General features: G+C 51.1%; 10 protein-coding genes. 3 read left to right on the top strand and 7 right to left on the bottom strand.

Annotation, left to right across the window (positions count from 1 at the left end):
- Positions 1–2 precede the first annotated feature (2 nt).
- Positions 3–1,343, top strand: coding sequence for an FGGY family carbohydrate kinase (locus R3I13_RS01340; RefSeq protein ID WP_346316109.1), 1,341 nt, complete (start codon positions 3–5; stop codon positions 1,341–1,343).
- Positions 1,344–1,351: 8 nt separating this feature from the next.
- Here R3I13_RS01340 and R3I13_RS01345 read toward each other — a convergent pair whose 3' ends face one another.
- The gene (locus R3I13_RS01345) at positions 1,352–3,796 is read right to left on the bottom strand and encodes an ABC transporter permease (RefSeq protein ID WP_346316110.1); all 2,445 of its coding nucleotides are present in this window, start codon (positions 3,794–3,796) and stop codon (positions 1,352–1,354) included.
- A gap of 332 nt (positions 3,797–4,128) precedes the next feature.
- Between R3I13_RS01345 and R3I13_RS01350 the strand changes: the two genes are divergently transcribed.
- Positions 4,129–4,419, top strand: coding sequence for a hypothetical protein (locus R3I13_RS01350; protein WP_346316111.1), 291 nt, complete (start codon positions 4,129–4,131; stop codon positions 4,417–4,419).
- On the opposite strand, the gene R3I13_RS01355 is transcribed toward R3I13_RS01350, so the two are convergent.
- On the bottom strand, positions 4,416–5,999 hold the full coding sequence (locus R3I13_RS01355; RefSeq protein WP_346316112.1) for an ABC-F family ATP-binding cassette domain-containing protein: 1,584 nt from the start codon (positions 5,997–5,999) through the stop codon (positions 4,416–4,418). The genes R3I13_RS01350 and R3I13_RS01355 overlap by 4 nt on opposite strands.
- Positions 6,000–6,297: 298 nt before the next feature.
- Here R3I13_RS01355 and R3I13_RS01360 point away from each other — a divergent pair, with 298 nt between their 5' ends.
- A complete protein-coding gene (locus R3I13_RS01360; protein ID WP_346316113.1) occupies positions 6,298–6,828 on the top strand; it encodes an HD domain-containing protein in 531 nt (176 codons plus the stop codon).
- A 64-nt stretch (positions 6,829–6,892) separates the two neighbouring features.
- Here the strand turns inward: R3I13_RS01360 and R3I13_RS01365 are convergent, their stop codons facing one another.
- The 5 genes from R3I13_RS01365 to R3I13_RS01385 all read right to left on the bottom strand — a co-directional run bounded on the left by R3I13_RS01365 (position 6,893) and on the right by R3I13_RS01385 (position 13,482).
- Positions 6,893–7,573, bottom strand: a complete 681-nt coding sequence (locus R3I13_RS01365; RefSeq protein WP_346316114.1) for a hypothetical protein — start codon at positions 7,571–7,573, stop codon at positions 6,893–6,895.
- Between the two features lies 1 nt (position 7,574).
- Complete coding sequence (locus R3I13_RS01370) at positions 7,575–7,871, bottom strand: hypothetical protein (RefSeq protein ID WP_346316115.1); 297 nt, start codon at positions 7,869–7,871, stop codon at positions 7,575–7,577.
- 127 nt (positions 7,872–7,998) lie between these two features.
- Complete coding sequence (locus R3I13_RS01375; protein WP_346316116.1) at positions 7,999–8,736, bottom strand: hypothetical protein; 738 nt, start codon at positions 8,734–8,736, stop codon at positions 7,999–8,001.
- A gap of 159 nt (positions 8,737–8,895) precedes the next feature.
- Positions 8,896–10,305 (bottom strand): hypothetical protein, encoded by a 1,410-nt coding sequence (locus tag R3I13_RS01380; protein ID WP_346316117.1) that lies wholly within the window; start codon positions 10,303–10,305, stop codon positions 8,896–8,898.
- Positions 10,306–10,362: 57 nt separating this feature from the next.
- A complete protein-coding gene (locus R3I13_RS01385; protein WP_346316118.1) occupies positions 10,363–13,482 on the bottom strand; it encodes a carboxypeptidase regulatory-like domain-containing protein in 3,120 nt (1,039 codons plus the stop codon).
- Positions 13,483–13,499: the final 17 nt, after the last annotated feature.

Consider the following 13,499-nt stretch of genomic DNA (forward strand, 5'->3'; position numbering starts at 1 on the left):
CCATGGAAAAGATCCCCGTTATAGCAATTTTCGACATCGGGAAGACGAACAAAAAACTGTTCCTCTTCGACGAACAATACCGCATTGTGTTCGAGGAAAGCGCGCGGCTGGAAGAAACCATCGATGAAGACGGCGATGCCTGTGAAGACCTGCCGCTACTGCGCCTTTTCGTGCAGGACATGATGGCGAAGGCACTGAGCCGTGAAGAGTTTTTGATCAGGGCCGTCAACTTTTCCGCGTATGGCGCCAGCATGGTGTTCATAGACGAAGCGGGACGGCCGCTGACGCCTTTATACAATTACCTGAAACCTTATCCTGCATCTTTACGCATTGGCTTTTATGAACAATACGGCGGGGAAACCGCCTTTTCCCTCGAATCAGCTTCCCCCGTGCTGGGCAGCCTGAATTCAGGCATGCAGCTCTACCGCCTGCGGCATCAGCATCCTGTATTGTTCCGCAAAATGCAATATGCCCTGCATCTACCGCAGTACCTGAGTTTCCTGCTCAGCGGCGTGGCTTGTTCAGATATTACCAGCATCGGCTGCCACACCAACCTGTGGGATTTCCGGCGGCAGCAGTACCACGCCTGGACGGAGGCTGAAAACGTCCGCGGCAAGCTGGCGCCTATTCACCGGCACGACAAAGTGCACCAGGGCGCGTACCTTACCGGCCCGGGCCTGCATGACAGTTCTGCTGCCATGATACCCTACCAGCTTCAATTCCGTGAACCTTTCCTGCTTATTTCCACCGGCACCTGGTGCATCAGCCTCAACCCTTTCAATAATACGCCGCTCACAGCAGATGAGCTTCAGCAGGACTGCCTTTGTTACCTTTCCTTCCAGGGCAAGCCCATCAAAGCATCCCGGCTGTTTGCCGGGCGCGAGCATGAATTGCAGGTGGCGCGCATAGCGGCTCACTTTTCAAGGAAAGAAACAGATTTTCATACCATGGCCTTCGATGCGGAACTGGCGCAACGTCTGCAGGCGCAGTACCCCGATGCGGAGTTCCCTTCCGGGCAAGACCTTTCCATTTTTGAAACCGCAGAAGAAGCTTACCACCAGCTGATGATCCATATCATCGCGCAGCAGCGGCATGCATCGGGGCTGGTATTGCATGGCGGTAAAGTGAGAAATATTTTCGTGGATGGGGGCTTCAGCAAAAATGCCTTATACATGAACCTGCTGGCTGCGGCATTTCCCGACATGGAAGTGTACGCAGCAGATGTAGCGCAGGCGTCGGCTATCGGCGCAGCCATGGCCATTCACAGCTGCTGGAACAAACAGCCCCTGCCCGACAGCCTGGTGACGCTCACCAGGTACGACGGCGTTATTTCACTTCCGTAAACTTCAAATTATTCTGCCTTCAAACGGTCCACAGGATTGGCTATAGCCGCTTTCACAGACTGGAAGCCGATCGTGGCCAGCGCGATCAGTATCACCATCGATCCTGCTGCTGCGAATATCCACCAGCTGAAAGGAGCCTGGTAAGCAAAATCCTGCAGCCAGCGTTTCATCACCCACCACGCGATGGGCGACGCCAGCACGATGGCTATGCATACCGGCTTCAGGAAATCGACGGACATCAGGGAAGTAACCTGCAGCGCAGAGGCGCCCAGCACTTTTCGGATGCTGATCTCTTTGCCGCGCTGTTCCGCCATGTAAGCGGAAAGAGCGAAGAGTCCCAGGCAGGCGATGACAATGGCCAGCACTGAGAAGCTCGTGAAAATATATCCCATCCGCTGCACATCCGCATACATCTGCGCAAACCGTTCGTCCAGGAAGGCGTAGCGGAACGGCTGCCCGGGAACCATGCTCTTCCACACGCCACCCACAGCGCTTATCAGCCCGGGCATATCAGAGGTTTTTACTTTAACAGACACTATGGAAGGGCTGCTGCCCAGCGTCATGCAGAGTCCTTCTATATTCGTGCGCATCGATTCAAAATTAAAATCACCCACAACGCCTATTACCTGGAAAACACTGCCGCCGTTGGTGATACGTTTGCCGATCGGATCTTCCCCGGCGGGAAAAAGTTCCTGCGCAAGCGTTTGGTTGATAACAGCGGCCTGTGAATCGGTAGGCATGGTGGCTGAAAAGTTCCTGCCCGCAACGATCCGCATGCCCATCGTTTTGATATAATCGTGGTCAATTTTCCAGAGCTGCCCGTATGTGCCTACGTCTTCCCGCGTTCTGCCTTCCTTCCAGAAGCTGTTCCCATTCCGGTGCGTACCGGCAACAGGCAGGTAATCGCTCACTGAAACGCTTGTCACCTGCGGCAATTGCTGCAGTCTTTGTTTAAAAGCGTCTGCCTGTCCCCCAAGCATATTGGCGCCCTGCACCAGCAATACCTGTTCTTTATCGAATCCCGGTTTCCGGTGAAGGATGTAATCCATTTGCCTGTAAATGACGATGGTGCCAATGATGAGCATGACGGAGGCGGTGAACTGGAAGACCACCAGCGTGCTTCTCAGGCCCGTGTTCCTCGCGCCGCTGCTCAACCGCCCTTTCAATACGGCCACCGGCCGGAAAGAAGAAAGATAAAAAGCAGGATACAGGCCTGCCAGGAGGCCCAGCAGGGCCGCAGACGCGATCACCAGCGGAACCAGCCACCAGGCCGTCCATGGCATCGACAACGTTTTTCCCGCGAGCGAATTAAAGTAGGGCAACAACAGCGCGGCCAGCAAAATGCCGATGATGAAAGAAAATACGCTGTATACCGCGGATTCCGCAAGGAATTGTTTCACCAGCTGGCCGCGTCCCGACCCGATCGCCTTTTTGAGACCTACTTCCCGTGCCCGGTTGGCAGACCGTGCAGTGGCCAGGTTCACAAAATTGATGCAGGCGATGACGAGAATAAAACAGGCAATTGCGCCAAACAGCCAGACAAAACGGATGTCGCCGTAATTGCCGCTCCCGTTAATATCATAAGAATGCAGGTGAATGTCCTTTACCGGCTGCAGTTCGAATTTCAGCAACAGCGATTTACCGATCCGCTCCACGTCTTTATTCCCCTCTTGTTTCATAATGGGGATGTAATACTTGTCCAGCACGGTCTGCTGCAAACGTTGCGCAAGACCGCCCGCATCAGTACCGGGTTTCAGGCGCAGGTAATTTTCGTAGTTGCTGGACAACCAGGTGGTTTGCTCACCCGGCCAGAATTCAACTCCCTTCATCGAAAGCAGGAAATCGAACCGGAAGTGGGAATTAGACGGGAAGTCGTCCATCACGCCACCGATCCTGTAAGGTTTTTTAAGGTCATCATTCAGGATCAGCACCTTTCCAACCGGGTTCTCATTTGGGAAATATTTATCCGCTTTGCGTTTGGAAATAACGATGGTGTTCGGCTCTGCCAATGCCTGTTCCGCACTGCCATATATCATCGGGATACTAAACATTTCCAGCAACTGCGGGTCTGCATAAGCAAACCCTTCTTCGTAAGCGTTCTCCGCTTTATCGGCTCTCCTCAACTGGCTGCTGCCCGCCCCGGCAAATAAATTATTGGGCATGATGCGCGCAGCCTGCTCCACTTCAGGAAATTCTTCCTTCACCGCGGCGGCAAACGGCGCCGGGAAAGACAATCCCTTTGTGTGTTCTCCTTTATCATTCACCTCTATCATTACCCTGTAGAGCCGGTCCGCATCCGGGTAATAACGGTCGTAGCTCAGTTCATGCCTGATATATAAAGCAATCAGCATACAAGCGGCAATACTCAGCGCAAAACCGCCGATCTTGACCGCGGCATACATTTTTTGTTTCGCTAATTGCCGTAAGGCTGTTTTAAAATAATTCCTGAACATAACGTGCCTGGTTTTCGGGATACTGCCGCACAAAGGCGATGCCTGGGATCAAATACACTGAATGCCAGTTACTTACAATTTAAACTTACAAAATAAACGTCCGGTATTGAACCTGCTGCTGTTCGATTCCGGACACCGTAGTACGGCTGTTTAAATATGCGCCGGCGCATGGGCATTTCCCTTAACTTTGTTTCTCCTTAAGCGTTACCAGGTAAAATAAACGGCTGTTTCCGGGATGGAAAGACCTGCGCGCAATGCGCCTTTGCGTTGGCCCGGATGTTGATGAGATTAATTATTGTGCACCTTTTTTTCATCTTCAAATTATTTTCTCTATGATTACCGAACAATACCTGATCAGCATTTCCTATCTCGGAAAAGTGTGGCAACTGCCTGTGCGGATAGACCAGGAAGGCATCGGATACCGGATCACTGTGGATATAGAAGGCGTTCAGGTTTGCTTCGGCCGCGATCACCACAATGGCTTACGGCCGCTGAACCACCAGGATGACTTTGACCCGCAGTTCCTCTACCTCGTTGCCAACGGCGTGCAACAGCAACGGCTTACCTATAACCTCAACCTGAACAAGCTTGAAACGCATCAGCAAAGCCAGCCGATGTATTAGAGATCAATAAACCTTTCAATTCCCAATTCTTCCGCCAGCACAGCATCGTGCGAAACCAGCAGCAGCGTGCCTTTGTAGGCTTTCAAAGCATGCGTGAGCACTTCCAGGCTGCTGATGTCCAGGTTATTGGCCGGCTCGTCCAGTATGATCATATCAGGATGCGCGTTGGAAACGAACAGGCAGCAAATGGTCAGTTTCATTTTTTCGCCGCCGCTGAGCTGTGCGCATTTTTTATCCCAGAGTTCTATGCCCAGCTGGTAGCGATGCAGCAGCATTTTTAAGGTATGCGGCGGCAGGCGCTGCTGGTCGGATTGTGCGAGCTGCTCAAATACTGTTTTGCCTGCATCAATGAAACCATACTGCTGGTCGAGGTAGATGATGTTGCAGGGCGCCCTGTCCAGCACACCCATTGTGGGGAGTAAAGTACCCATTATGAGTTTCAGCAGCGTGGTTTTCCCCGCGCCGTTCGCGCCGCGGATGGCGAGCGTATCGCCGCTGTTCACCTGGAAATCCAGCGGTTCGTCCCAGAGCATAGACTTCCCGTAAGCGAAATTTATCCCGACGGCGTGCACGAGTTTTTTGCCTTTGTGCAGCAGGGAATCCGGGAAGCGGAGCTGCAACAGCTGTTCTTTGCCTAATATTTCCCGCTGTTGCTGCAGGTCTTTGGCGATGTCGTCCATTTTTTCCGCGTGCACGGCATTGAGCTTTGCAGTGCTCAGCTCGGCATTGTTCCGCATCGTGTTGGCTACAATCTTCGGGAGGCCGCCTGTTTGTGACTTATCCCGGCCTTCCTGCCGCTGCCGGCGTTCTTTTGCAAGCTGGGCCTGCTTTTTGGCGAGCTTTAATTCTTTTTCCCGGTGATGCACGTCCTGCTGCAAAGCATTCAGTTGCTCATCGCGGCGGGCTTTGTAAAAAGAGTAATTGCCGCCGTATGTTTCGAGCCTGCCATGCGCAAGCGCCACGGTGATGTTGTTCAGCTCCAGCAGCGAGCGGTCGTGACTGATGGCTACCAGTGTGCCTTTATACCCTTCCATGAAGCGGTACAGCTGCTGCCTGCCGCGTGCGTCCAGGTGATTGGTGGGTTCGTCGAGCAGCACAATGGAAGGCACATGCAGTTCCATACCCGCCAGCATTACGCGCGTTTGTTCGCCCCCGCTGAGCAGGCGCATAGGCTGGTTGAGCCCTGCATGCTCCAGTTGCCAGTCTGCCAGCGCTTTCTGTACTCTCTCCTCGATGTCCCATTCATCGGCCAGCTGTTCAAAATAATGTTCATCTGTTTTCCCGCTGAGGATGGCCTGCAAGGCTTTCACCTTCCGGTCTGCACCCAGGGCTTCCGCCACCGTTTGCTCCTGCAGCCAGCCCAGCTGCTGGGGCACATAATACGGATTGGCAGAAACGGTCACATGACCTTCCGACGGCGCCAGCCGCCCGGCCATGATCTGCATCAGCGTGGATTTGCCGGAGCCGTTGTTGCCGATGAGGTTTACATGCTGCCCGCTGTCTATGGAACAATGAAGGTGCCCGAAAAGCAGGGTCCGGTCGTTGTGGAAATACGTGATATCCTGTAGTATAATACTCATGATGGGCAGGAGATTTAAATAATGAAGCAATGTACCGGGGCGTAGCGGCCCGATAGGAATTATCGTGTGGGTTGTTATTCAGAAAAAAGCATGATCACTAAGTTTTTCCAGGTGCAGGCGCGCCTGGCGGGCTTTTGGAGGGCCCGGTTATTCAGGAAGATTTGAATATTTACTTAGCAATTTTCACCGGAGTATTTTTTCGTGAAGTGCAAAGATAGGGATTTATACCAAAAATCCCAGTATCCGGCTGTTGAAATTGCGGGAACAGGCCCTAGCTTTGTTTTATCAATCCTACACCATGGAACACCCGGAACAGCTCATAGAAATGCTGCTGCAGCGATACCGCGATGCACTCGGCAGGGACTACGACCGTTACAAGCACCATGTATACCGCGTATTTTATAACTGCCTCCTGCTGGATGATGAAAACACCCATGCCATGAAATACGCCATCGCAGCTGCTTTCCACGATATCGGCATCTGGACGGATCATACATTCGACTATCTTCATCCTTCCATCAAACAGGTAAAACAATATTTGCGGGAAGCCGGGCGTACTGAGATAACGGAAGAAATTGCCGCTATGATCTCCTGGCATCACAAAATAAGCCCGTATAAAGGCGTATATGAAAACTCAGTAGAAATCTTCCGGAAAGCAGACTGGATAGACGTTTCGCTGGGTGCGCTCTCCTTTGGCGCCAACCGGGAAAGCATAAACGAAAATCGCCGGAAATTTCCCAACCGCGGATTTCATTGGTTCCTGGTGAGGCAAACGGTAAAGAATTTTTTCAGGCATCCGCTGAACCCGGTACCGGTGTTCAGGAAATGAAAGAGGGCTGCCTGGGGAAACGGCAGCCCCCCGGGAAGGGCAAGGGATTTTGGAGTCCAAATAATCAGTTCAATGGCCGGCGTTTCTTTATGATCATTTCAACGTTCTTAACCTGTGTGCGCGTGCCGGTGCTGATGAGGTGAATGCCGCTTTCGAAGCGGTTGCCGGCTGGCATGCGCGTAGTGTTCCGTTCGAACCTTATATGCTGCAGCACCCCGGAGCTGTCGTCCGGGAAATCGCCGCCATAGCCCATCCCGGCGTGTATCCAGGGTTGGTGGCTGATGGAGATCTCTGTGCGGGCGGAAGGCGCTTTCCCCAGCACGATGATGCCATTCCAGGCATCCGGGCGGTATAGCAGGGAATCGGTGATGCGGAATATAATGGGATGGGCGCTGTCTCCCTTCGCAACGATCTTCGCGCCGCGGAATACGACGATGCCGCTGGCGGGATAAGCATTTCCTTCCTTCCCTCCTCCATGCATCATACCGATCACCGCGCCGCTGTCTATCTCCAGCGTGGCTTCGTTCATGACATACACGATGCCTTTTATCCGCCAGTCGCGGCGGGCCGTGAGCAGGGTGTTTTCCGTGATAAAACCGCTCAGGGTATCGCTCACGGGGATGGTGGCAATGGTAAGCGGACCGTTTTGCTGTACCGCATCGTCCTTTTCGCAGGAGAGTATGCAGCACATGGCGGCCAGCGCCAGCGCGCACCAGGCGGGTGCATATGGGTTCCGGGTTTTCATATCAAATATTTATACGGACTGCCGTGCCGGCGTTCAACCGCCGTTCCAGCAGGCTTTCTTTGAGCCATGGTAATACCTGTTCCCAGTTTACGCTTTCCGTTTGCCGGTATTCAAATTTCAGCGGACGGGCCAGCGCATCGTCGCAGAAAATGAATAGCTGCACGCCGGTATTCCTGATCTCGTTCAGCACATAACAACACCTTCCGCGGAGGTAATAATAATAAATGGACTTGCCGCCGCGCTCGCGGATGCGCGGGTGAATGGTCACCAATTTTTCTCTTAGTTCGTTGGGTAACATAACGCCGGGTTTATAAAAATAATAAATTGAAAAAGAGGACGTATTAAAAAAAGGACGCCCTCTTTCCAGTGCAAAAACGGCATCCCGTCATGCGCTTTCAGCGGCCATTGTTTGACTTTAATACAATTTAATATTGAAACATACATTCAGGATAATAGAAATAAACTCCTCCGCCTATATCCGTCGATGATATCTTTGATATCTGGTGATTGTTGATATAATCGCATCTTGATTCCCCGGTGCCGCCACTGAAAGGATTCTGAGGATCTATCGGCATCATGTCTTTTATCATTTCTCCCTCTGGCGTCCGGAATTCGAACATATAAAAGCCATTGATCGCCAGCGGGGCGAACTCAGTAAATTGTCCTTTTTTTACATCCTTGTATGTATACAACGGGGGCACTTCAGCGTAAGTAAAATCAACGATCTTATATACCAGGATGTCGAACGTTTCCGGCATTACGGGATCATTTGTATAGAACGCCTGCATAAACGTGTCTACCGGCACTTCATTTTCCTGGTTCCCGACGATAAAAAGCGGCTTTGCCGCCTCCGTGGTATCGATCTGATATATGGTATATAGTGCTTCCGATCCGGGAATCACTATCATTGTATCCAGTAGAATGGTTTTACTGTTGATCTCCGTGATCTTCAGCCTTTGTGCTACAGCGGAACGTTCTATTACATTCGTAAACCTCCCGATGGTGGTCGCACTATCTTCCACCGTAAAATCGCCCACTTTTATATCATATAGCACCGGCGCCTGTTTCAGCGATCTAACTTCAAAAACTACTTTTGTGAACTCCGGCACTACCTCCAGCGTTCCTTCTTTTGAGCAGGAAAAAAAAGAAATCACAACAGTCACCAACAGCACTCCCCATGAAAAAATTCTCTTCTGAGAATTCAAAAATTGATTCATCATCATTTAATTCATTTTTGGTTTTTAAAAAGAAGCAGGTAGTCTTTCACTACCTACTTCTTAATATTTTCATTGCATCATTTGAGATTAAAAAAACTTAAAAAATTATTGGCAGTTCATTGCAGGCGGCAGGAAGCCGATGCAATTGCTCCAGCAGCCCAGCCAGTTACGGTTAGCCTGAGCAAATGCACCTCTGTAGGTTACGGTTTTGTTCAGGAAATTGTTAGCTGTGGGAATGATATTCGCAGGCCAGCCGGTAACAAAGTTTGCAGCATTTGCGATCGGCAGGGAAGCGGCATTAGCGGGCGCAAAGTTCAGGCCGGTACCGCTGGCTCCGCAGTTGAACGGAGCGAGCAGACCAACACCACCGGTAGTAGCAGCTGTAACGTTAGTGGCATCCAGCGGCGGAACGTTGGTATTGTTAGCACCGAAAGCGTGAATGATGTTGTACTTGAATTCAGTTTTCACAGACGGAGCGTCGAAACGGGCGCCGTAAGAAGTGGTACCATCACCATAACCCATCACAACAGAGTTACGCATAATGTAGTCGGCAGACCTCCTGAAACGAACGCCGTTCAGTGTGCCAGCGATAGCTGCGTTCTGGCCGCCTACGATAGTGATGTTAGACAGGATAGGGCGGGTTTTGGGAAGCGCGCCGCTGTTGTCGAATTCATCATTATCGCATTCGATGCCGTTTGCGTCAGCATAGGTCTGGTTGAAGCAGCAGCTGCTGCGAACTACCAATGCGAATTGGATGGCGCCACGGTAGCCGTAGTCGAAATCCAGGCCGTCATCGTTCATAGCAAGGGCAACCAGGTAGCTGGCGTTAACAGTGCCGCCGAAGAACTCGAACGCATCGTCTGCGCCCCAGGCTGCTTCAACGTGGTGGATGGTAGTCTGGCTACCTACGCCACCCAGGGTCAGGCTGTTCAGTTCTTTGTTAGGAGCAACCACTGCGCCGGCGTACTCAATCCTTACAAATTTGATAGTGCCGGAGTTGTCGAGTGAATCGGTGCCGCCATAAGTCACGTCGATGCCGGGAGGCAGCGTGGGCAGGTCGATACCTTCGATAACGGGGTTAACTTTGTTCACGATAGATTTACCCAAGATTACAATGCCCCCCCAGTCGCCGGGGTTAGCAACGGCATTGCTGCCATTAATGCGGGTGGTAAATACAATGGGGTTGCAGGAATCGCCGTTGGCGTTAATTTTTCCTCCCTTGGTGATCACCAGGGCTGATGCGTCTTTTGCGCTGTCTTTCCTGATGCCTTCGATACGGGTGCCGGCGTTGATGGTCAAAATACCTCCGCTGGCAACGTAGGTTTTACCATTCAGGATGTAAACCTTGTCATTGGTCAGCGTCATACTGCCGGAAATTACGTTAGGCAGCACTACTGTATCACATACAGCAAGTACACCGGCCTGTAAACCTCTGTCTTCCGGCTTACCTTCTTTTTTACAAGCGCCCATTACAACGAGCGTTAAGGCAGCAAATCCAAATAGAATCTTTTTCATGGGACTTTTTTGATTAACAATTTTTGGGAATCGGGTTATACTTTGATGCAATGAAAACTAGAAATTGTAAGTGGCGCTAAAGCTGAGGTTAACGCCTCTCTTCGATTTGTAACGGGTAAAATCTCTATCCGGGTTATACTTTGTGCCTTTCGGGTCATTATTTCCGTTGTCGCTCAGCTGGTTCGGTGGCTCTCCTTTCGTATAATTATTATAGATGATAACAGGTTGCTGCAAAAGGTCGCTCACGTTGAAACGAAGGGTGAGCTTATCTCTCAGCAGGGAAGCATTCAGCTGCAGGTCTATCACGTCCCTGGGATTTTCATATTCGTCCTGCCAGGGATATAAACCGCCGCTGACGATCCTTCTGCCATAACGGTTATAGCTTGCCTGGAACCCGATGGGCTTGCCCACATAACCAAGGCCCACGTTATAGATGCTGGGTGACAATCCCTGGACGGGCCTGTTCCTTGAATCGCCGGGCAGCTCCGTTTCATCGCCCCCGGTAACGCCGTTGGATGCCTTAAGCAGTGCGTCCGTATTGTATTTCACATTCGCTTTCATCCAGCTGACGTTGCCGCTTACGTAGATATTGGAAAGTATGCGGGAAGCGGGATTGATGAAGTTCAGTGATTTCCTCAGGTCTACTTCCAAACCGTTGCTGGTAGAACTTTGCAGGTTGAAGTAGAAATACAGCAGGCTGCCGGAGCCTTGGGCCGCAATCAATTCCACCGGCGAATCGAAGTATTTATGAAAGAGCGAGAGCGACAGTATTTCCCCGGCGGAAGGATAAAACTCATAGCGCAGGTCCACATTCGTGATCTTCGCGTCTTTCAGGCCCATCGCGCCCCTATAATCCGTTCTGGTCTTGAATTCAAAATACTGGAAGGCTGATCTTTCCCTGAAATCCGGCCGGCTCATGGTTTGGGAAGCCGCCGCCCTTATATTCATTTTGGCATTAATCGAATACACAAGATTGGCGGAAGGCAGCCAGTCCAGTTTATGGTAGGTGTAGTTGTTCACCGGTTGCCCGTTTACAAGGAACAAGCTGTTTACGATCATGGTGTTATCTTCTGCTCTTACACCTCCAATGAAACGCAGCTTGCTGAGCAGGTTAGCATCCAGCATGAGGTAGCCGGCATGCATACGCTGAATACCATCATAAGTGGCCCCGTCGTATATAGCTTTCTCATAACGGATATACCCGGGCCTGATGAATTCAGGCGCCAGTAATTTATAATCCGGTAACCCGAAAGTGTTTTTCTCATAATCCGGGTCCAGGTTGGCAGCATCGTCCCTGATCGCGGCGAGGCCAAAGCTTTCAAAATCAGCTTCACGGTATGTTCCGGCGTACCCCGCTTTGATACGCTGTTGCATTCCGTCAACGATAAAGGGGAAAACAACATTGGCTGTCCAGTTGTACCGCATTTCGTCCAACCGTGAATTAAAGATGCTCAATCCCCTGGCAAGACTGCCGGTACGGTCCCTCAGCCCTTCGTACTCGTATAAGTTGTCGCGTCCGTATATGCGCAGGCCCATAGAATTCCTGGTATCAGGCTGATCCCGGGTAACAGTCACCCTGTCTGCACTCCAATCCAGTTTAATGTTTCTTTTACCTATTGCATGCTCGCCTTCCAGCCGGTGTTGCCACAGATCGTTAATAGTGGTGATGGTAAGGTAATTACGGTACATACCATCCGAAAAGCCGGGCATGGGGCCAGAGACATCTGACGTTTCATTTGCAAAAAGATGGTTATACAGGTTCTTGAAAACGATCTTATGTTTCTTCGTTTGGTAAGCCATGTTGAGTACGCCTCCGAGCGAAGAACGGAAAACATAATTTTCCCCGGTAAATTCAAACGCGTCCGTTGTATACGCCCTCCTTTCTTCATTCTCCCTTGATTCTTCATGACGGAACAGCCCACCCGCCACGATCCCTATACTGGCGCCGTTCTTCAGTTTCAGCTTCTGGCCTATATTGAATTGGTAATTCTGCACCGGGGAATAATCATATTTGTAAACGCCCCAGTTATTGGGTATCTGCCGGCCCATTTCACCTACTTTCTTCGGATCTCCAGTTGAGATGTAATCCGGGAAGCTCCAGTTATTCTTCTTCCACCAGTTCTTTGTACCGTCATCATACCCCAGGTAATCGTTCTTCCCCCTTTTAGAGCTGTACATATCTTTCCCTGCGCTATTGGTATTAATACCCGTACCGAGGGTGATGTTGTAATAATTTTCTACGGGAATATCTTTTGTATTCACCTGCACCAGCCCGCCCGCGAATTCGGACGACATATCGGGCGTTGCCGTTTTGTGTATCACGATGTTATCTATCAGCCCGCTGGGAATCACGTCAAAGGCAAAGTTGCGCCTGTTGGGCTCGGTACTGGGCAGCATGGAACCGTTCAGCAGCACGGTATTGTACCTGTCGCTCAAACCGCGTACGGTCACATATTTCTCATCCTGCACAGTAAGGCCGCTCACGCGCTTCAACACCTGCGCGGCATTATTGTCCGGCGTTACCCTGATCTGTTCTGCGCTGATGCCGTCTGAAATAGCGGCGTTGTTCTTTTGTTTCAGGTACAGCGATGAAATGGATTCCCTCCTGGCGGAAGCCACTACCTCCACGCCTTTCAGCGTTCCCTTCTGCACGTTCAGCGAGATGTTCAGCACTGCCGGGCTGCCGCCTTTCACTACCACCTCGTCGATCCGCTTGGTATTGTAACCAATGGAGCTGATAGTCACGCTGTGTGTGCCTTCGGGCAGTTCCAGGGTGTATTCCCCTTTCACATCCGCCGTGGTGCCCTGGCTGCCCGCCTTGATGGTAGCACCGATCACCGGGGAATTGTCTTTAGCATCCAGCACCTGGCCGGTGAGTTTGCCGGCCGAGGTCCTGGCTACGGGTTTCCTGTTGAGGATAATTACATCATTCTCGATATTAAATATATAGGCTGTTCCCTTCAGCGCCAGGGTTAACACTTCCTGGATGCCGGCCTGGCTTACATTTACAGTTACAGGCGTATTGAGGTCCACTTCTTCCTTCACCATGTTCACCACATAACCGCTCTGGGACTCGATCTGCGCGATCAAGTCGCTTAAAGGCGCTTTATTCAGTGAAAGCGTCAGTTTTTTAGTTTGTGCAAATACTACATTGGTCAATAAAATAAACAGGATCAAAACACATGATCTTAATG

Origin of the sequence: Chitinophaga sp. YIM B06452 (assembly GCF_039655965.1) — a bacterium.
Classification (GTDB): Bacteria; Bacteroidota; Bacteroidia; order Chitinophagales; family Chitinophagaceae; genus Chitinophaga.